At 44.4% G+C, this 19286-nt stretch carries 14 protein-coding genes, 21 tRNA genes and 1 rRNA gene; 6 read left to right on the top strand and 30 right to left on the bottom strand.

All coding sequences use genetic code 11. From position 1 onward, the window contains the following. Positions 1–93: 93 nt before the first annotated feature. The 4 genes from AXI57_RS07380 (at position 94) to AXI57_RS07395 (ending at position 4441) form a co-directional block, all read left to right on the top strand. Complete coding sequence (locus tag AXI57_RS07380; protein ID WP_003324912.1) at positions 94–813, top strand: yteA family sporulation protein; 720 nt, start codon at positions 94–96, stop codon at positions 811–813. 164 nt (positions 814–977) lie between these two features. Then, positions 978–2264, top strand: coding sequence for a UDP-glucose dehydrogenase family protein (locus tag AXI57_RS07385; protein WP_061669717.1), 1287 nt, complete (start codon positions 978–980; stop codon positions 2262–2264). After that, a complete protein-coding gene (locus AXI57_RS07390; RefSeq protein ID WP_061669718.1) occupies positions 2261–3208 on the top strand; it encodes an NAD-dependent epimerase/dehydratase family protein in 948 nt (315 codons plus the stop codon). Before AXI57_RS07385 ends, AXI57_RS07390 begins: the two co-directional genes overlap by 4 nt. Positions 3209–3214: 6 nt before the next feature. Further along, complete coding sequence (locus AXI57_RS07395; protein WP_061669719.1) at positions 3215–4441, top strand: glycosyltransferase family 4 protein; 1227 nt, start codon at positions 3215–3217, stop codon at positions 4439–4441. Between the two features lie 80 nt (positions 4442–4521). Here AXI57_RS07395 and AXI57_RS07400 read toward each other — a convergent pair whose 3' ends face one another. Genes AXI57_RS07400 through AXI57_RS07410 form a run of 3 tightly spaced genes read right to left on the bottom strand, consistent with a single transcriptional unit; the run spans position 4522 to position 7098 of the window. Beyond that, a complete protein-coding gene (locus AXI57_RS07400) occupies positions 4522–4893 on the bottom strand; it encodes a hypothetical protein (protein WP_061669720.1) in 372 nt (123 codons plus the stop codon). Position 4894: 1 nt separating this feature from the next. Continuing rightward, positions 4895–5950 carry a spore coat putative kinase CotS gene (gene cotS / locus AXI57_RS07405; protein ID WP_061669721.1) on the bottom strand — a complete coding sequence of 352 codons (1056 nt, stop codon included), beginning with the start codon at positions 5948–5950 and terminating at the stop codon, positions 4895–4897. Between the two features lie 14 nt (positions 5951–5964). After that, the gene (locus AXI57_RS07410) at positions 5965–7098 is read right to left on the bottom strand and encodes a glycosyltransferase family 4 protein (RefSeq protein WP_061669723.1); all 1134 of its coding nucleotides are present in this window, start codon (positions 7096–7098) and stop codon (positions 5965–5967) included. Between the two features lie 197 nt (positions 7099–7295). On the opposite strand from AXI57_RS07410, the gene AXI57_RS07415 reads away from it, so the two are divergent. Together AXI57_RS07415 and AXI57_RS07420 are read left to right on the top strand one after the other, a co-directional pair. Then, positions 7296–8357 carry a CotS family spore coat protein gene (locus AXI57_RS07415; protein WP_061669725.1) on the top strand — a complete coding sequence of 354 codons (1062 nt, stop codon included), beginning with the start codon at positions 7296–7298 and terminating at the stop codon, positions 8355–8357. A gap of 92 nt (positions 8358–8449) precedes the next feature. Continuing rightward, a complete protein-coding gene (locus AXI57_RS07420) occupies positions 8450–8917 on the top strand; it encodes a TspO/MBR family protein (protein ID WP_061669726.1) in 468 nt (155 codons plus the stop codon). A gap of 31 nt (positions 8918–8948) precedes the next feature. On the opposite strand, the gene glgP is transcribed toward AXI57_RS07420, so the two are convergent. From glgP to rrf, 27 genes are all read right to left on the bottom strand, one after another. Next, positions 8949–11345: a glycogen phosphorylase GlgP gene (gene glgP, locus AXI57_RS07425; protein ID WP_061669728.1), complete on the bottom strand. Its 2397-nt coding sequence runs from the start codon at positions 11343–11345 to the stop codon at positions 8949–8951. Then, entirely contained in the window at positions 11332–12786 is a 1455-nt protein-coding gene (gene glgA / locus AXI57_RS07430) for a glycogen synthase GlgA (RefSeq protein WP_061669730.1), read from the bottom strand. The genes glgP and glgA overlap by 14 nt, the downstream gene beginning before the upstream one ends. After that, positions 12783–13814: a glucose-1-phosphate adenylyltransferase subunit GlgD gene (gene glgD, locus AXI57_RS07435; protein WP_061669732.1), complete on the bottom strand. Its 1032-nt coding sequence runs from the start codon at positions 13812–13814 to the stop codon at positions 12783–12785. The genes glgA and glgD overlap by 4 nt, the downstream gene beginning before the upstream one ends. A 23-nt stretch (positions 13815–13837) precedes the next feature. Then, positions 13838–14977, bottom strand: a complete 1140-nt coding sequence (locus AXI57_RS07440) for a glucose-1-phosphate adenylyltransferase (RefSeq protein ID WP_061669734.1) — start codon at positions 14975–14977, stop codon at positions 13838–13840. Beyond that, complete coding sequence (gene glgB, locus AXI57_RS07445; protein WP_061669736.1) at positions 14977–16857, bottom strand: 1,4-alpha-glucan branching enzyme; 1881 nt, start codon at positions 16855–16857, stop codon at positions 14977–14979. The genes AXI57_RS07440 and glgB overlap by 1 nt, the downstream gene beginning before the upstream one ends. A 224-nt stretch (positions 16858–17081) precedes the next feature. Next, positions 17082–17153: transfer RNA gene (locus tag AXI57_RS07450), tRNA-Glu, on the bottom strand. 6 nt (positions 17154–17159) lie between these two features. Beyond that, positions 17160–17250: transfer RNA gene (locus AXI57_RS07455), tRNA-Ser, on the bottom strand. Between the two features lie 3 nt (positions 17251–17253). Further along, positions 17254–17328, bottom strand: a tRNA-Asn gene (locus AXI57_RS07460). Between the two features lie 17 nt (positions 17329–17345). Further along, positions 17346–17422 (bottom strand) — tRNA-Ile (locus tag AXI57_RS07465). Between the two features lie 15 nt (positions 17423–17437). Further along, positions 17438–17511: transfer RNA gene (locus tag AXI57_RS07470), tRNA-Gly, on the bottom strand. A gap of 9 nt (positions 17512–17520) precedes the next feature. Beyond that, positions 17521–17596: transfer RNA gene (locus tag AXI57_RS07475), tRNA-His, on the bottom strand. Between the two features lie 24 nt (positions 17597–17620). Beyond that, a tRNA-Phe gene (locus tag AXI57_RS07480) sits at positions 17621–17693 on the bottom strand. A 14-nt stretch (positions 17694–17707) separates the two neighbouring features. Next, positions 17708–17784: transfer RNA gene (locus tag AXI57_RS07485), tRNA-Asp, on the bottom strand. Positions 17785–17823: 39 nt separating this feature from the next. Continuing rightward, positions 17824–17900: transfer RNA gene (locus AXI57_RS07490), tRNA-Met, on the bottom strand. Between the two features lie 36 nt (positions 17901–17936). Next, a tRNA-Ser gene (locus tag AXI57_RS07495) sits at positions 17937–18029 on the bottom strand. Between the two features lie 6 nt (positions 18030–18035). Further along, a tRNA-Ile gene (locus AXI57_RS07500) sits at positions 18036–18112 on the bottom strand. A 2-nt stretch (positions 18113–18114) separates the two neighbouring features. Then, positions 18115–18191: transfer RNA gene (locus tag AXI57_RS07505), tRNA-Met, on the bottom strand. A gap of 21 nt (positions 18192–18212) precedes the next feature. Further along, positions 18213–18285 (bottom strand) — tRNA-Ala (locus tag AXI57_RS07510). A gap of 6 nt (positions 18286–18291) precedes the next feature. Then, positions 18292–18368: transfer RNA gene (locus AXI57_RS07515), tRNA-Pro, on the bottom strand. 14 nt (positions 18369–18382) lie between these two features. Further along, a tRNA-Arg gene (locus AXI57_RS07520) sits at positions 18383–18459 on the bottom strand. 11 nt (positions 18460–18470) lie between these two features. Next, positions 18471–18556, bottom strand: a tRNA-Leu gene (locus AXI57_RS07525). Positions 18557–18570: 14 nt separating this feature from the next. Beyond that, positions 18571–18645 (bottom strand) — tRNA-Gly (locus AXI57_RS07530). A 42-nt stretch (positions 18646–18687) separates the two neighbouring features. Further along, a tRNA-Leu gene (locus AXI57_RS07535) sits at positions 18688–18769 on the bottom strand. A 7-nt stretch (positions 18770–18776) separates the two neighbouring features. Continuing rightward, positions 18777–18852, bottom strand: a tRNA-Lys gene (locus AXI57_RS07540). 37 nt (positions 18853–18889) lie between these two features. Continuing rightward, a tRNA-Thr gene (locus AXI57_RS07545) sits at positions 18890–18965 on the bottom strand. 41 nt (positions 18966–19006) lie between these two features. Continuing rightward, positions 19007–19082 (bottom strand) — tRNA-Val (locus AXI57_RS07550). A gap of 22 nt (positions 19083–19104) precedes the next feature. Then, positions 19105–19220: ribosomal RNA gene (rrf, locus tag AXI57_RS07555) — 5S ribosomal RNA — on the bottom strand. Positions 19221–19286: the final 66 nt, after the last annotated feature.

Genomic DNA, 19286 nt, shown 5'->3' on the forward strand with positions numbered 1-19286 from the left:
AATCCACCATATTTCTCCTTCTCTTTCTCATGAAAGTTCTCGCAAAAATCGTTCATACTAAAGGTAGCACGACAGAGAAACGAGGCGATCAATTTGCTTACAAATGAACAACTGCAGCACCTGAAAAAAGAACTCGAACAGACAAAACAAGATATTTTAAACCGATTCAAAGACAATGACCATTTTCAATTGAATTCTGCATTTCCGTATGATTCATGGGGCGAGCTCTCAGCATATGACAACCACCCCGGCGATCAAGCGACAGAGCTTTACGAACGGGAAAAAGACATTGCCCTTGATTTACATGAAAGAGAGCATCTTCGGGACATTGAACATTCTTTACAAGCAATAGAAAACGGCACCTACGGAATCTGTGAAGCCAGCGGAAAGGAAATTCCGTTTGAACGTCTTGAGGCGCTTCCGACCGCTACAACACTTGCTGAATATTCTTCACAAGATACAGTTTCTAAAGACCGGCCCATCGAAGAGGAAACACCATTCGGGCAATTCGAGTTTGACAGCGATGAAGAAATAAGAGCGCCCTACGACAGTGAGGATGCATATCAAGACGTCGAAAAATACGGGAACTCACAAACCCCGCAAGACATGGAAAATCCGCCGCTCAGCTATGATGATATGACGATGAACGCTGAGGAAAATATCGGCAATACAGAATCATATGAAAACTTTATCGCGACAGATATAACAGGTAAAGAAATAACAGTGTATCCAAGCAGAGCACATGAACGCTATGAAGAAGAACTTGATGAAGAGGGTATCATGACAACATTTGGTGATCTGCACGCTGATTAACCCCCGCTGCGCCGGGGGTTTTATATTTTTCCTCCTCCCTAACCATCCTGCGTCCAGCCATTATTTTCTCCAATCCTTATATAGGCGGAAAACCGAATCACGAAACAGCTCTTTTTTAATAGGATACTATATATGACCAGTCATCTTGTAAAGGAGCTCAGGCGATGAAAATTTGCGTGGTTGGCGCCGGATATGTCGGCTTAACCTTATCAGCGGCATTAGCATCAATCGGACATCAAATCATTTGCACAGACAAAGATACTTATAAAATTGAACGGCTGAATAACGGGGACATTCCCTTCTACGAACCTGGGCTCTCCGATGCAGTGAAAAGCTCCAAAAATCTAACGTTTAGCTCCCTCGTAAAAGAAAGCATAGCCGAATGTGCGGTTATTTTTATTGCTGTCGGAACACCTTCTCTTTCAAACGGTACAGTGGATGTCACGGCTCTTGACCACGTCCTGACAGATATCAGCCAATCCATCAGATCCTATAAAACCATTATCACAAAAAGCACCGTTCCCCCAGGGACAAATGAAAAAATAGAAGAAGACCTGATTGCCTCCGGTGTTTCTCAATCCATGTTTGCCGTTGTCTCCAACCCAGAATTTTTGAGAGAAGGAAACGCGCTGTACGACATGCTGCATCCGGATAAAACCATCATCGGCGTAAAAAAAGGAGATGACGTGTCTGTCGGCATCGTGCAGTCGATTTACAAACACATAGACGCGCCATATATCATTACAAGCTTAACCGGAGCAGAGCTGATAAAGTATGCCAGCAACTACTTTTTGGCTGCTAAAATTTCTTTTATTAATGAAATGGCGCGAATTTGTGAGGCATATGAGACTGATGTGTCAGACATTTCCCGAGCCATCGGATTGGACCCCAGAATCGGCAAAGACTTTTTACAGGCAGGCATCGGCTACGGAGGATCATGCTTTCCAAAGGATTTACAGGCCCTTCAATATGCGGCGGCTGAAAAAAGGGTTGATACAGACTTGCTGCGCGCCGTCCAGCTCGTTAACGATACGCAATTAGATCTTTATGTAGAAAAAATCAAGGAGCATTTTGAAACCCTTCATCATAAAAAAGCCGCGGTGCTGGGGATCTCCTTCAAACCGAACACTGATGACATCAGAAACTCCCAAGCCGTCCGGCTGATGGAAAGACTGATACAGCTTGGATGTGACGTTCATGCCTATGACCCGGAAGCAGAAATCCCCCCCTCGCTGCAAAACAAGGTGACCCAGCATAGCCAAGCCATGGACGCGATATCTGAGAGCGATTTTTTATTTTTGGCGACAGAGTGGCCCGAGTTTTTGACACTTAATTGGACCGAAGCGGCTGAAAAAATGAAGGGCCGTCTGATTATAGATGGACGGAATGTGTTAAATAAAGAGCTGCTGAGTGCTTGCGGATTAATCTGTGCGGGAGTTGGCCTTCGATGAAAATCCTAGTGACAGGAGCGGCCGGCTTTATCGGCTCCCACCTTTGTGAAGAGCTGCTGAAAGACAAAGAGAATACGGTTAAAGGCGTCGATGATATGATCGGCCCGACTCCTTTTTGGTTAAAACTGAAAAACATTGAAACATTATTAGAAGAAAAACGATTTACATTTGTTAAGGAAAATCTGTTAACAGCAGATCTTTCTCACCTGCTGGCAGACATTGATGCAGTCTATCACTTAGCCGCGATACCCGGCGTTCGCACAAGCTGGGGCGATCAATTTCACCCTTATGTGCATCACAATATCCTGGCTTTGCAAAGACTGCTGGAAGCCTGTAAACAACAACCTTTAAAAGCATTTATTTTCGCCTCCACCTCTTCAGTTTACGGTGAAAAACTTGGCAAAGTAAGCGAGGACGCCGAGCTGCACCCCTTATCTCCATATGGCGTGACAAAATTGACCGGGGAAAAACTTTGCCGCGTCTATCAAAAAAGCTTTAACCTTCCTGTGATCACACTCCGTTTTTTCACAGTATACGGTCCGAGACAACGGCCTGACATGGCGTTTCACCGCTTCATCAAACAGCACCTTGACCAAAAACCGCTCACGGTCTACGGAGACGGGCGGCAGATCAGGGATTTCACATTTATCGAAGACTGTGTAAAAGGCTCGGCGGCCGTTCTTCAGCGGCAGAACCTCATTGGAGAAACGCTCAATATCGGCGGAACCGAACAGGCATCAGTGCTGGAAGTTATATCCCTGCTTGAAGAGATTTCCGGAACAAAAATCCGTTTGACATTTTCAGACAGAGTATCCGGTGAGCCGAGCCGAACATGGGCTGATATCTCAAAAGCAAAACAAGCCTTGAATTACGCTCCCGCCATATCATTGAAAGACGGATTGGCGAAAGAATTCGCATACCTCCAGTCCGTTTATGCGAGGTGAATTGTGTTGAAACTTGCTTTTATTTGCACAGAAAAACTGCCGTCTCCCGCGATACGCGGAGGAGCGATTCAAATGATGATCGACGGCGTGGCACCTTATTTTAGCAGCAGATATGAACTGACCATTTACTCCATAGAAGATCCCGATCTCCCGCAACAAGAAACGAAAAATGGCGTACGCTATATTCATCTTCCAAAAAACCATTATCGCGAGGCCGTCGCAAATGAGCTGAGAAAGTCATCATTTGATCTGATTCATGTGTTCAACCGGCCTTTAAATGTTCCTTTATACAAAAAGGCCGCACCGAACAGCCGAGTCGTGCTCAGCCTGCATAATGAGATGTTTTCCGAAAAAAAACTGACTTTCGCCCAAGGCAAAGAGGTGATCAAACATGTGTCCATGATCACAACCGTCAGTACATTTATTAAGCAAACTGTCATCGAACGGTTTCCGGAAGCCAAAGAAAAAATAAAAGTCGTATACTCCGGTGTTGATCTCCCTTCCTATCCGCCGGTGTGGACAATAAAAGGGGCAAGAATCAGGGAGGAATACCGCAAGAAATACGAATTAGAAGATAAAAAAGTCATATTATTCGCAGGCAGGTTAAGTCCGACTAAAGGGCTTCATCTTTTAATCCATAGCATGAAACGCATCTTGGAGCAGCATAAAAACGCCGTTTTGGTCATAGCCGGGGGGAAATGGTTTAGTGACGACGGAGTGAATCAATACGTGGCGTTTTTGCGTAAACTCGCGAAACCTTATAAAGAACACGTCCTCTTCACCAATTTTATTCCCGCAAATGAAATTCCAAACCTCTTTTTAATGGCGGATGTATTTGTATGCAGTTCCCAATGGAATGAACCGCTCGCGCGGGTGAATTATGAAGCGATGGCCGCCGGGACGCCTTTAATCACCACCAACCGCGGCGGAAACGGCGAAGTGGTTAAACATGAAGTGAACGGTCTTGTGATTGAAAACTATGATAAACCTTCATCGTTCGCAAAAGCGGTTGACAAGGTCTTCACGAATATGAATTTATCGAAAAAAATAGCAAGAAACGGCCGAAACCGGGTTGAAGCCTCTTTCACCTTTCTCCACGCCGCTAAAAGGCTCGATGCGGTTTATCAATCCGTCCTGCAACCATTAAATGAACAGTATCTGCCTCCCCTGCTGAATCAAAACCTAGATGTAAGCTTTTCAAAACAGGTTTTCACTGCATCAAAATCAAAATAAGAAGTGCCCGTATCTTCAGATGCGGGCTCTTCACATTAAAAAAAGGCATAAATGCCGTTTATGCCTCACCGCTTACTTGATTATCTTTCCCCTTTGACGATACTGGAAATCCATGGAGACACAATGCCCTTACCCGGAAGGTGAGTGACAGCTGTTCTTTTATCTCGAGATTTGTTTTTAGGAGGAGCCTTCCTCTTCTTCTCTTTGCGGGGCGGAGCTGAAGCTTGGTTTCCCGATTTTTTTGAAGACTTTTTCTTGCCTGAATGGGGCGGAGCTGCCGCGCTTGGAAACTCTTTTAATCTGCCGGCCATAGAAAAACGTTCCTCTGAAGCATCATCGTCTGAACCTGTTTCCGTTTCATGTGACTGCCATCCCATAGACCCCGGCGGTGTAAATACAAATGAGTCTAAATCCAGCTTGGAAATGGAGGCAGCATCTCGTTTACTTCTCATATCAGCTCACTCCCTGCTGTGATTTGATGTCTTTAAAAAGTGCCGGAAGCTGCTGTAAAAAATCTTCCTTTGAATGCTCAACAGAAATCATATTCTGCAATGCCCAATTGTATTTTTCATCAGACCATGATTTCTTCTGTTTTAAATAGTATTTATGGGCAATCGCACAAAATAAATGAGGAAACGCTAAGTCAATCCATAGGATCTCATATTGTTTTTCTGTGAGAGGATAAACCGCGTCGTAGGATCGAAGAAGCGATACCATGAGTTCGGTATCCCAAACCGATAGCTTCACCATCAATTTATTGAACAGTATCCGTAAATCTCTTGAAGGCAAATCGTATGTGATGGAGTGCAGCTCCTTCAGAAAAGGTTCGCCGTCGACTTCCGTTAAACGCGCCAAGGTAAAATCCTGAAAACAGAATCCGCCGTTTTTGAGCGTTTCTTTTGTCCATTCCTCGTAGTCAGAGGCGTCTAGCCTGCGGAGAGCTTCTTTGCCTCTCGCCAGCATTTTATCGGCATGCAATAAAAAGGTTTGAGAAAACGGATCATCTGGAAAAGAGGATGCAATCTGCATATTTCCTTCCAACTCCTGCAGCTTCCACCGATATAATTTATTCCATTTGCCCAGCCTGCTTCTTTTCTTGCTTTCATCCGAGCAAACATATCCCTTGGCCGCATGATGGAAGCGGCCTGCGAACTCCATGATTTTTTTCATTTGCTCTGTATTGTAATAGATCATTTCTTTTCCCGGCACTTTATCATAAAGGCTATAAGAAATGTGGTCCGCTCCTATACAGCTTCCCCCGTTTTTTGTTTTATGAAGGGGAGCGATTGGCAGCCCCTTCTCCTGTAAATGAGCGTGTGCCTGAGTAATAAACAGCATACGTTCAGGCTTTATTTGCGCTTCCTTTAACATTTTCGGCCCTTTGTCGGTTTCGATTTCCCAAATCTTGCGTCCGCTTTTGTTTGACTTCAGCGCGACATGCTCAACCTGAAACGGATAATAGGCCAGGACATCGTGTATCAGTTTTTCTTCATGCTCTTTTTGGTACAATATGTTCACCCCTTCTATCTGTTTGTTTCATAGACACTGAGGAGATTCTCCGCTACTCTGCTCCAGCCGAATTTGTTTTCTGCAACCGTCCGGCTGTATGTGCCGAGCTTCTCTCTTTTTGATGAACTGCTGAGGAGAGAATTAATCAAATCAGCATAGTGACCGGGTTTGTCAAACTCCCTGATGACGTAGCCGTTTTTCCCTTCTTCAATGACCTCAGGATTGCCGCCTCTATTACTCGTAATGATAGGAAGCCCTGCGGCCATTGCTTCATAATGCACCCTGGCTAAAGGCTCCTGCCACTGCGAAGAGCAAACAAATACGTCAGACATTGTATACAAACGGGGAATATCCTTAGGCTTTACAAATTGAATAAATGTCACATGATCCTTTTGCATCGCGCCTAATGTATGAAGGTGTTTGACATAGTTATTCAAATCATTGTCCCCAAACCATTTTGAACCGATAAATACCATCATGACATCCGGATGCTGCTCAATGATCTGCGGCAAAGCATGCAATAAGATATGGGGGCCTTTCACTTTGCTGAGCCTGCCCACAAATAACACAATTTTCTTTCCTTGAAGCCCCAATTCGTTCCGCATATCTTCTCTCGCCTGCTGTCCCTTTTTTGTCCAGCGGGGGTGATATGTCTTTAAATCAACACCGGAATATACCGTTTTTGTTTTAGAGCGGGCTGACGGGAAACGGCTTGTAATCGTTTGGCCGATATAATCACTCACCGTTACAATTTGGGCGACCGCATCTATGCATTCATTCCCTTCCCGCTCGCTGATTTTTTCATAAGCAAACATTTCATTATGAACGCTCAGCACAAAGACTGCATCCGGAGCCTGTTTCTTTAAATAAGTCACCCAGCTTGGGCGATTACAAACATGAACAAGGTCGAAATTCCCTTTTCTAAGTTTTTTTCCTACTGATTCTGCATAATGTTCTTCATCTAAATGTACATAATGAACCCCATCGGCAGTCTCTGTTTCCGGCAGGCTGGGATCTTTAATCGAAAAAACCGTAACTGAATGTTTTTTTGCAATAAGCGGAGCAACCGCTTCCAGATAGATCTGTATGGCGCCGCCTCTTACCGAAGGAACAGGAAGCTTCTCTGTGGCGATCAGTGCTATTTTCATACATAGCCTCCATTCTTACATGTTTTAACTAGTTAGAAACATGATACGGCTTAATGACCAACTTGTGCGGAATGGACTGCCCCAAATAAAAAAAGGGGTAAACAACCATGGATTTTAAAAAATATAGTCATATATCTAAATCATTTTTTCTGGTTATTCATACTGTAGAAGTAAAACAGGTAAGGATGTGTCCTTAAATGGCAGAGAACCATGAAGTCACTGAGGAGGGGAAATCAACAGAACTTCCTTTATCAATTGAAGACGAGAAAAAGCTGACCTCACTTGCTGAAAATGTTCTTCAGGGGTGGGACCTGCAAGCGGAAAAAATCGAAGTCATTCAAGGAAATCAAATGGCTCTTGTTTGGAAAATCCATACAAACTCGGGCGCCGTATGCTTAAAAAGAATCCACAGACCAGAAAAGAAGGCGCTGTTCTCCATTTTCGCCCAAGATTATTTAGCAAAGAAAGGCATGAAGGTTCCCGCTATCTTGGAGGCTAAAAATGGAAACCTATATACAAAGCACGGGGCTTTTTTATTTGTGGTTTATGACTGGATTGAGGGAAGGCCTTTTGAACTGACCGTTGAGAAAGATTTAGAATTTATTATGAAAGGGCTCGCAGAATTCCACACTGCTTCTGTCGGCTATCAGCCTCCCAACGGCGTGCCTGTTTTCACAAAGCTTGGACGCTGGCCGAACCACTATATTAAAAGATGCAAACAAATGGAAACATGGAAACTGATGGCTCAAGCTGAAAAGGACGATCCGTTTTCCCAATTATATCTACAGGAAATCGATCACTTTATTCAAGATGGGAAGGGTGTGTTAGACCGTCTTTTACAGTCTTCTTACGTATCTTGGACCGAACAATTGAAACATCAGCCTAACCTATGTCATCAGGATTACGGAACAGGAAATACGCTTCTTGGAGAAAATGATCAAATCTGGGTCATTGACTTAGATACCGTCTCCTTCGACCTGCCCATCCGTGACCTCAGAAAAATGATCATTCCGCTTTTGGACACGACCGGAGTTTGGGATGAAAAAACCTTTTACGTCATGCTCAATGCATATGAAACCGCAGCGCCTTTAACAGACGAACAGAAAAGAGTTATGTTTATTGATATGCTGTTTCCTTATGAACTTTATGATGTAATCCGCGAAAAATATGTAAGAAAATCGGCGTTACCGCGAGAAGAATTAGAGTCAGCGTTTGAATATGAACGGGTAAAAGCGGCGGCTTTACATCCATTGATCTAAAATGTTCACAGTCCCCCGCATATCGGGGGTTTGATCCTTCTACATTAAAGGAATGATAGATTATGTAAAAAGATACAAATGGAGGAGACAAAGTGAAAAAAACAATAGGTGCAGTTCTCGTTTTCATTCTTACATACGCCCTGTTTTCGGCAGCGGGCTTTTTATTTCCCGTTGACCGGGATTGGTACGATGCGCTTCATAAGCCCGAGTGGACGCCAAGCGGATCTGCCATCGGAATCATTTGGGCGATTCTGTTTGCCCTGATTTCTCTTGCCGCAGCTATTATTTTTGCCGTATACACATTCAGACAGGCGAAAGGCTTTTGGATTGTACTTTTCATCAATTACATATTGAATCAAGCATTCAGTTATTTTCAGTTTTCCCAAAAAAGTATGCTTGCCGCATCGATTGATTGTCTGCTTGTGGCGGTAACGGCGCTGATAGTGATCGTTATAGCAAATAAGCTCAACAAGGCCGCATCATACCTTCTTCTCCCTTATTTTTTATGGAGCGCCTTTGCGACATATTTATCTTTTACCATTTACTCAATGAATCTGTAACCACTAAAAAAAGCCGCTATATCAAGCGGCTTTATTCCATCGGTTTAATTCCCCAAATATCTTCCGCATACTCCCGGATGGTTCGATCGCTAGAAAAATATCCGGAATGGGCTATATTTTCAATAGACCGCTCAGACCACTTGCGCCGATCGCGATAATCAGATTGAATCCTTTCCTGTGCATCTAAGTAAGAAGAAAAGTCTTTTAACACAAAATACTCATCATTATGAGGCAAAAGCGAATCATAAATAGATTCAAATTCATCAGCTTCACCTTCAAAAAAACCATTGATCAGCTGATCGGCTACCTGCCTGATCCTTCGGTCGTGCTGATAATATTCTCTCGATCTGTATCCGCCGTTTTCATAATAAGACAGCACTTCGTCCGCCTTAAGACCGAACGTGTAAATACAATCCGGCCCCACCCTTTCGAGAATTTCAATATTTGCGCCATCATGCGTCCCGATCGTCAGCGCGCCATTCATCATAAACTTCATATTTCCCGTACCGGAGGCTTCCTTGCTTGCCGTGGAAATTTGTTCACTTACATCTGAGGCCGGAAATATCCGTTCAGCCAGAGATACCCTGTAATTTTCTAAAAAAACGACCTTGATCAGGCCGCGGATTGCCGGGTCATAATTGACTTTATCCGCGACAGAATGAATCAGCTTAATGATTTTCTTTGCATAATAGTAGCTTGGTGAAGCCTTTGCGCCGAATATAAAGGTTTGAGGATGTATCGAAAAGCCTGAATCCTCTTTCAGCCTGTTATACAGATACATAATATGAAGAACATTTAATAGCTGCCGTTTATACGCATGGAGCCGTTTCACCTGGACATCAAAAATGCTTTCGGGATTCACAACCACCCCTGACGTGCAAAAAATGATATCGGCAAGCTCTTGTTTTTTCTTTTCTTTAATCAATTGAAATTGCTCAATAAAGGCCGCATCATAGGCAAATGATTTCAAATCGATTAAAGCTTCCGGCTGCTTAATCCATCTTTCTCCGATAGAATCCGAAATCATTGCCGATAAATCCGGATTTGCTTTTAACAGCCACCTTCTGTGTGTAATTCCATTTGTTTTGTTGTTAAACTTTTTCGGAAACAGAATGTGGAAGCCTTTCATTTCTCTTTCCTTCAAAATATCCGAGTGAATCTTCGCAACGCCATTTACGCTGTAACTGCCCACAATTGCCAGATGGGCCATTTTCACAACACCGTGGGCGGTAATCGCAGCATTCTCTATCCTTTTCCAATCCCCCGGATACTGCTCCCATACAGAGCGGCAAAATCGCTCATTGATCTCTTCTATAATCATATACATACGCGGAAGAAGAGGCTTAAACAAATGAATCGGCCATTTTTCAAGCGCTTCCGATAGCGTTGTATGATTCGTATAAGAAATCGTATGTACCGTAATGTGCCAGGCTTCCTCCCAGCTCATTTTTTCCTCATCAAGTAAAATGCGCATCAGCTCGGGAACGGCCAGAGCGGGATGTGTATCATTAATATGAATGCTCACCTTTTTATGAAGGCCGTATAGTGATTTATGCGTTTTCCGGTAGCTGTTCACAATGCTTTTGACGCTCGCGCACACTAAAAAATATTGCTGTTTAAGCCGTAATATTTTTCCTTCATCATGTGTGTCATCAGGATATAAAAACTCAGAGACAGCCTCCGTTTCCCGCTTATATGATAAAATATCCGTTTCATGATGATGGATGTACGGCTCGGCATTCCAAAGCCTTAAGGTGTTAACGGTGCCGGTGTCATAGCCGATAACCGGAATATCGTACGGCACAGCGGTAATCAGCGTGGCATGCTCATGGCGAAAAGTCAGACGCCCATTCTGATCAGATACATTCACTTGCCCCCAAAACGGCACATCAACTGATTGATCAGCATTTCTCACTTCCCACACATTCCCGTTTTTCAGCCATTGCTCCGGCAGCTCCACCTGATGTCCGTCAACGATCTTTTGTTCGAATAAACCATGCTTATAGCGGATTCCCATTCCGTGCCCCGGCAAATTTAATGACGCAAGTGAATCTAAAAAACAGGCAGCAAGCCTTCCCAGCCCGCCATTTCCCAGCCCGGCGTCCGTCTCTATATCGAGCACCTCCTGCAAGCTGATGCCGATCTCTTTCAGCCCCGCCTCCGCCACATCCCGCACGCCAAGATTAATTAAGTTCTGGTCAAGCAGCTGGCCGAGAAGAAATTCAATCGAAAGATAATACGTTTGTTTCCCGGAGTTCGACCTGCTCTTTTCATTTGTCTGTATCCAGTTAGAACTGATATATTCTCTGACCATAATGCCCAGTGTCTTATATTGATCCAGCTTGGTCGAATCTTTAAAACTTTTTCCGCACGTCATTTCAAGACGCTGCAAAAATAAGGCCGCAAAGCGTTCTTTACTCGAGAACATCCCGTCCACTCCTTGTCAAAAGCTCGAAAATGCGCTGGTATTGTTTCGCTGACCTGCTCCAGCTGTAATCTGCATTCATTGCGTTTTTCATGATGCTCTTCCATTCATCCTTTTGATGATAAAAAGAAATCGCTCTGCTTATCGTAAATTTCAAATCATGGGCATTAAAGGCTGAGAAAGTAAAGCCGTTTCCCTTATTCTCTTCCTCACGGTATGAACTGACGGTGTCATGCAGCCCGCCTGTTTCTCTAACAATCGGAATGGTCCCGTACTGCAGTGCGATCAACTGCCCTAAACCGCACGGCTCAAACTTAGACGGCATGAGGAACATATCTGAGCCTGCATAAATATGATGGGCGAGCGCCTCATCAAATCCGATATACGCCCGGCATTTGTCATGAAAAGCAAACTCTGCATACCGAAAATAATCCTCAAATTCCCGTTCTCCTGTCCCGAGCACTATAAACTGAACATCATGTTCCTCAAGCACTTCATGCAAAATCCGGCGAACAAGGTCAAGCCCCTTTTGCTTCGTAAGCCTCGTCACCATACTGATTAAAGGAACGTTCTCCGTTTCGGGAAGCCCCATTCTCTGCCTAAGCTTTGTTTTATTTATTTCCTTTCCTGATAAACGCTTTGAGTCGTAATGCGCTTCAATATACGGGTCATGCTTCGGCTGATAAAATACCTCATCAATTCCATTGAGAATCCCGGTCAAATCAGCTTCTCTATATTGCAAAACACGCTCAAGCCGCTCACCGTAATAAGGCGTCAGGATTTCATTTCTGTATGTCGGGCTGACTGTTGTGATATGGTCAGCTGCGATAATACCCGCTTTCATAAAATTAACAAATCCATTGCATTCTAATCTCTCATAATGAAAATGGTCCATATCAAGGCCTAGTAAATCATGTGTGACGTCAGGCGGAAACATGCCTTGAAATTGGAGATTATGGATGGTGAACACACTTTTCATCTGTTCATAAAAACGATTATTTCGATATTCCTCCTTCAGCAGATAGTTGACCATGGCAGTATGCCAATCATGTGTGTGGACAATATCTGCCTGAAATTTCAAAACGAGGGCTGCCTCCAAAACGGCCCTTGAGAAAAAAGCAAATCGTTCGCCATCGTCAAAATGGCCGTACAAGCCGTCTCTTTTAAAGTAATATTCATTGTCAATAAAGTAATAATTCACATCATCTTCAACGAGATGTTCAATGCCGCAATATTGCTGCCGCCAGCCAACGGCCACCGTGCATTCGGCTATTTTTTTCATATTGTTTTTCCACTTGCTTGGAATTTGGCTGTATTTGGGCAGCATGACGGCTATATCGTTTCCGAGACGCGCCAGCTCTTTCGGCAGCGCTCCGGCCACATCAGCAAGACCTCCTGATTTTACAAATGGCGTACATTCTGAAACAGCAAATAACACCTTCAAGAATTCATCAGCTCTCCTTGCACAAGACCTTTTTTTAAGACGAGAGGCTGTTTAATTGTTCCGGCAGCTTCAGTCGTGTTGCCGATTCTCACGTCTTTATCAGAAATAACCTGGTCCAATACACAATCTTCACCTATTTGTGTTTTTTGCATAATAATGCAATTTTTCAGCTTCGTTCCTTTACCGACATGAACCCCCCGAAACAGGATACAATTCTCGACTTCGCCTTCAAGAACGCAGCCATTGGCAACGAGAGAGTTTCTGACAGCGCTGTGTTTTCCGTATTTGGTCGGAGGCTCATCCTTCACCTTCGTATAGATCGGCAGCTGCGGCAAAAAGACCTGCTGCCAAAAACTCGGCTGAATGAGCTGCATGCTATGAAGATAATACTTCTCCACCGAATCAATAACCGCGGCGTATCCGGAATATTCATAAGGACAGACCGTCAATGTTGAAGACTCTTTTTCCACAGCTTCCTGAATCGTCTTATAACCTTTTTCGGCATGCCCGTAAATAAGGTCTTTCAAGAGCTTAGAAGACATGAGATAGATCTGCAGCGATTGTCCGTCCTGATATACCTCCGTAATATCACAGCCCGCCTCCTGATGCCTTTTCAGCACATATTTAAATTGGATGTTACAAACGGTATGGCTGTTTGTAATGACAGCATACTGCTGCGAGCTTCGATGAAAATAATCAAGATGATCGGAAAACTGCCGGAATGAGCCGAATTCATCGTACTCATGATGCAGATGAGGCGACGGAAAAAAGAACAAACCGTCTTTTTTCCGGTGCAAATCCCATTCCTTGCCGGCTCCAAGGTGATCCATCAGAGAACGATAGCGATACTTTGGAAATATCGCTACACTCCTAATGTCCGCATTCACCATATTAGACAGCATAAAATCAATCAATCGGTACCTCCCCGCAAAAGGAATGGCGCCCAGCGATCTTTGCGCGGCTAAATCCTGAAGAGAATGCTTATATGTGGTTTCATCTATAACACCCAATATTTGGTTATTTATCAACTGCCGTTGCCCCCTCTTCAGCTTTAGATCAATTCCCTTTCAACAAATTCTTCTGTAACGAGCAGCGCCTCTCCATTATTATTTGATCTTATCACTGCCCCATCCGGCAGTGTAAAGCCTCTGGGCACAATGGCATTCTCGATAATGACATTCTCGCCGATCGTCACATCCGGCATAATAACCGACCGATTAATTTGTGAATGCCTCCCGACCGTTACGCCTTGAAAAAGAACGGAATGAGAAATATCTCCATAAACGGCGCATCCTTCATTGACCAGCGACTCATGTACACACGCTTCTGCCGAGATATATTGCGGAGGCTGATTAGGATTAACAGAATAGATTTTCCAATCTCGATCAAACAGCTTTAAATCCGATTCTCCAGTTAATAAATCCATATTGGCCTCCCACAGACTCTGAACAGTCCCGACATCCTTCCAGTACCCTTTAAACGGATAGGCGGAGAGCTTTCTTTTGTCTTCGAGTAAAAGAGGTATGATATCCTTTCCAAAATCATGGCTTGAATACTGGTTGCAGTCATCCATTTCCAGATAGCTTTTCAATAGCGGCCAATTAAAAATATAGATTCCCATTGAAGCAAGATTGCTTTTAGGAATCTTAGGCTTTTCATCAAAGTGGGTAATGTCTCCTGCCCCATTTGTCTTCATAATGCCAAAGCGGCTGGCTTCATCCCACCCCACCTCAATAACAGAAATCGTGGCATCCGCATTCTTTTTAATATGAAAATCGAGCATTTTCCCGTAATCCATCTTATAAATGTGATCACCTGATAAAATCAGCACATACTCCGGATCATACTGATTGAGATAATTGAGATTTTCATAAATCGCGCTTGCCGTCCCTTTGTACCATTTGACTTCAGATGACTCAGCGTAAGGCGGCAAAACGGTTACTCCACCATTATGCCTGTCAAGGTCCCAGGCGCTGCCGATACCTATATATGAATTCAGCTCAAGCGGCTGATATTGTGTTAAAATGCCGACCGTATCAATTCCTGAATTAGAGCAATTGCTTAATGTAAAATCAATAATCCTGTATTTTCCGCCAAATGAAACAGCCGGCTTTGCCATACTTTTTGTCAAAGAATGCAGACGGCTGCCTTTCCCGCCGGCGAGGAGCATAGCCACACATTGTTTTTTCATCACTTGATCTCTCCTCTTCTTTTTACGGCCCGCATGATAGAAATACCGTAAGGGGGGACGGTCATTGTTACATTACAAGGTTTCTGATGCAGAGTTCCTTTCCTCGACTGCAAGGGCTTTCCATTGATTTGGCCGGAACCTCCGTACCTCTTATTGTCACTGTTCAATACTTCGATGTAATCGGTATAAAAAGGAACGCCTACATCAAACTGATGATAGACCTCAGGAGTAAAATTACAAACAATAATTAGTGCCTCACCACTCCGTTTGCCGTACCGAATAAAAGAAAAGATTGATTGTTCATCATTATGAACATCAATCCATTCAAAAGATGAGCCACGATGGTCATTTTCGTAAAGGATTTTACTTTTTTGATAAAAGCGAAGAAGATCTTGGGTAAATACTCTGGCTTTTTGATGCATGGGGAAGGTGTCTAAAAACCAATCTAGCTGCTCTGTATCTTTCCATTCATCGAATTGGGCAAATTCACCGCCCATAAATAATAGCTTTTTTCCGGGATGGACTGTGAAATAGCCGAGAAGCAGCCGATATTGGGCAAATTTTTGCCAATAATCACCGGGCATTTTGTTTAGAAGAGACTTCTTTCCGTAAACCACTTCATCGTGAGAAAACGGTAAAATATAATGCTCCCTGAAGGCATAAAGCAAAGAAAACGAAACAAGCTGATGCAGGCTTTTCCTTTGGCCAGGCGGCGCCTCCGTATATTTCAATATATCGTTCATCCATCCCATGTTCCACTTAAAATGAAAGCCAAGCCCCCCCTCCTGCGCAGGACGTGTCACATCAGGCCAATCTGTAGAATCCTCCGCAATCATCAACACATGCGGGTAAGCCTCATTCATCTTTTGATTCAACTTTTTTAAAAATCCTATGGCATATGGGTTTTCATGACGCTCCTCCTGATTTGGCCAATACAGCAGGTTCGCCACAGCATCGACCCTGAATCCATCTATATGATAGATCTCCGCCCAGTACAACGCGTTAGATATTAAAAAACTATGAACTTCAGATTTCCCTAAATCAAAATTAGCGGTGCCCCAAACCCAGTTCTCTCTGTCATGCGCTTCTTGATATTCATAAACCGGCTTTCCATCAAACATATACAGTCCATGTGAATCCTTACAAAAGTGGCCCGGCACCCAATCCAGAATCACGCCTATATGTTGCTGGTGGCATTGGTCTATAAAATTCATCAAATCATGCGGTGTGCCGAACCGGCTTGTCGGACTGAAATATCCGGTTCCCTGATAACCCCAAGAGCGGTCATACGGATGCTCAATTACCGGCATAAGCTCGATATGGGTAAAGCCGTGTTCTTTTACATATGGGATAAGAGAATCAGTTAATTCTTGATAAGAATAGAGCCTTCCGTCGGAGTGTTTTTTCCACGACCCAAGATGTAGCTCATATATAAAGACTGGTTTCTCATAAATGGGCTTTGCTTTCAGCTTTTTCATCCATTTCTGATCATGCCATGTATAGCCTGTTAGATCATAAGTAATGGAGGCGGTATTGGGCCTGACTTCAGAATAGAAAGCGTATGGATCTGATTTTAGTTGAATATCTCCGCTCTCTGTCACAATTTCATACTTATATCGCTCTCCCTCTGCCATATCTGAAATAAACAAACTCCAAATTCCCTGATCATTTACTTTGTCCATGGCATGGATCTTACCTGACCAGTTATTAAAATCGCCAGCCACTCGTACATCCAACGCATGAGGCGCCCAAACACAAAATCTAAATCCTTTTTCTCCATTCAGCTCTTGATAATGCGCACCAAACAGTTGATAGCTTTGAAACAGACAGCCTTCATGAAAAAGATAAACATCATGTGCTGTTGGGCTGGCATCGGTCATATAATCATCCTTTCTGTCATCATAGTTTTCATTTATATTATTTATTCGAAGAAATAAAAAAAAGCCCTCTATTGTAAGCGCTTATAGTTATTGACATAAAACTGCATTTTCTGAAATGGCGCGAAGAATATAGGGATTTTTGTCATAATCATGTATATCATAAAACTGCCTAAACTTTCTTACGATAACAAAAAAACCTTGCAGGATATGCAAGGTTTTCAGGATGACCCGTACGGGATTCGAACCCGTGTTACCGCCGTGAAAGGGCGGTGTCTTAACCGCTTGACCAACGGGCCTTTATATGGCGGAGAAGGAGGGATTTGAACCCTCGCGCCGCTTACACGACCTACACCCTTAGCAGGGGCGCCTCTTCAGCCACTTGAGTACTTCTCCATATGGCTCCACAGGCAGGACTCGAACCTGCGACCGATCGGTTAACAGCCGATAGCTCTACCACTGAGCTACTGTGGAATAAAATAAATGGGTCATGGTGGGCCTGAATGGACTCGAACCATCGACCTCACGCTTATCAGGCGTGCGCTCTAACCAGCTGAGCTACAGGCCCATGACGATACAAAAATGGAGCGGGTGATGGGAATCGAACCCACGACATCAGCTTGGAAGGCTGAGGTTTTACCACTAAACTACACCCGCATTTTTATTTGGGGCGATTGATGGGAATCGAACCCACGAGTGCCAGAGCCACAATCTGGTGCGTTAACCACTTCGCCACAACCGCCAAAATATATAAAATTGTAAAAGGTGGCTCGGGACGGAATCGAACCGCCGACACACGGATTTTCAGTCCGTTGCTCTACCAACTGAGCTACCGAGCCAAACTATTTAAAAATGGCGGTCCGGACGGGACTCGAACCCGCGACCTCCTGCGTGACAGGCAGGCATTCTAACCAACTGAACTACCGGACCATTTTAATGTACTCTGTTCTGAGTACTGATTTTAAAAATTGGTTGCGGGGGCAGGATTTGAACCTGCGACCTTCGGGTTATGAGCCCGACGAGCTACCGAACTGCTCCACCCCGCGATGATATAAAAAATATTAAGTTTGAAGAAATATGTATGGCGGAGGAAGAGGGATTCGAACCCCCGCGGGCTTTGACACCCCTGTCGGTTTTCAAGACCGATCCCTTCAGCCAGACTTGGGTATTCCTCCGTATAGTGGTGGACCTTGTAGGACTCGAACCTACGACCGGACGGTTATGAGCCGTCTGCTCTAACCAACTGAGCTAAAGGTCCTTTGGTAGCGGCGGAGGGGATCGAACCCCCGACCTCACGGGTATGAACCGTACGCTCTAGCCAGCTGAGCTACACCGCCAAAACTTTTATTAAAATCAAGTGGAGCCTAGCGGGATCGAACCGCTGACCTCCTGCGTGCAAGGCAGGCGCTCTCCCAGCTGAGCTAAGGCCCCGAGAAATGGTCGGGAAGACAGGATTCGAACCTGCGACCCCTTGGTCCCAAACCAAGTGCTCTACCAAGCTGAGCTACTTCCCGATCTTAATATATAATGGCGCGCCCGAGAGGAGTCGAACCCCTAACCTTTTGATCCGTAGTCAAACGCTCTATCCAATTGAGCTACGGGCGCAACATTTTAAATGCCGAGGGCCGGACTTGAACCGGCACGGTAGTCACCTACCGCAGGATTTTAAGTCCTGTGTGTCTGCCAATTCCACCACCCCGGCGTGGATGGTATAGTTGGAGCGGAAGACGGGATTCGAACCCGCGACCCCCACCTTGGCAAGGTGATGTTCTACCACTGAACTACTTCCGCAGACAGGATGTCCAACTGATTAACAACTGTCATCCTATATAATGCGGGTGAAGGGACTTGAACCCCCACGTCATAAGACACTAGATCCTAAGTCTAGCGCGTCTGCCAATTCCGCCACACCCGCATGAAAATGGTGAGCCATGAAGGACTCGAACCTTCGACCCTCTGATTAAAAGTCAGATGCTCTACCAACTGAGCTAATGGCTCTTTTTAAAAGAGACTTAAGTATTATACCATATAAAAGTGGTGCCGGCAAGAGGACTTGAACCCCCAACCTACTGATTACAAGTCAGTTGCTCTACCAATTGAGCTACACCGGCTCGATATGTCAAAGATACAAAACATTATGTATATCCAAGAATGGTGGAGGATGACGGGCTCGAACCGCCGACCCTCTGCTTGTAAGGCAGATGCTCTCCCAGCTGAGCTAATCCTCCATATCTGCACTGACGTGCAATTGCTTGGCGGCGTCCTACTCTCACAGGGGGAAGCCCCCGACTACCATCGGCGCTGAAGAGCTTAACTACCGTGTTCGGTATGGGAACGGGTGTGACCTCTTCGCTATCGCCACCAAACAATTTGAGAGTGTTCTCTCAAAACTAGATAACGCGTAAGCACTAATTCAAAAGTGTGGTTAAGTC

Source organism: Bacillus atrophaeus (assembly GCF_001584335.1).
GTDB lineage: Bacteria > Bacillota > Bacilli > Bacillales > Bacillaceae > Bacillus > Bacillus atrophaeus.

Excerpts from the sequence above, each read along its gene's own strand:
- AXI57_RS07385 (WP_061669717.1), top strand. The coding sequence starts at position 978 with ATGAAAATTTGCGTGGTTGGCGCCGGATATGTCGGCTTAACCTTATCA.
- AXI57_RS07390 (WP_061669718.1), top strand. The coding sequence starts at position 2,261 with ATGAAAATCCTAGTGACAGGAGCGGCCGGCTTTATCGGCTCCCACCTT.
- AXI57_RS07400 (WP_061669720.1), bottom strand. The coding sequence starts at position 4,893 with ATGAGAAGTAAACGAGATGCTGCCTCCATTTCCAAGCTGGATTTAGAC.
- AXI57_RS07410 (WP_061669723.1), bottom strand. The coding sequence starts at position 7,098 with ATGAAAATAGCACTGATCGCCACAGAGAAGCTTCCTGTTCCTTCGGTA.
- AXI57_RS07415 (WP_061669725.1), top strand. The coding sequence starts at position 7,296 with ATGGCAGAGAACCATGAAGTCACTGAGGAGGGGAAATCAACAGAACTT.
- glgP (WP_061669728.1), bottom strand. The coding sequence starts at position 11,345 with ATGTTCTCGAGTAAAGAACGCTTTGCGGCCTTATTTTTGCAGCGTCTT.
- AXI57_RS07440 (WP_061669734.1), bottom strand. The coding sequence starts at position 14,977 with ATGAAAAAACAATGTGTGGCTATGCTCCTCGCCGGCGGGAAAGGCAGC.
- glgB (WP_061669736.1), bottom strand. The coding sequence starts at position 16,857 with ATGACCGATGCCAGCCCAACAGCACATGATGTTTATCTTTTTCATGAA.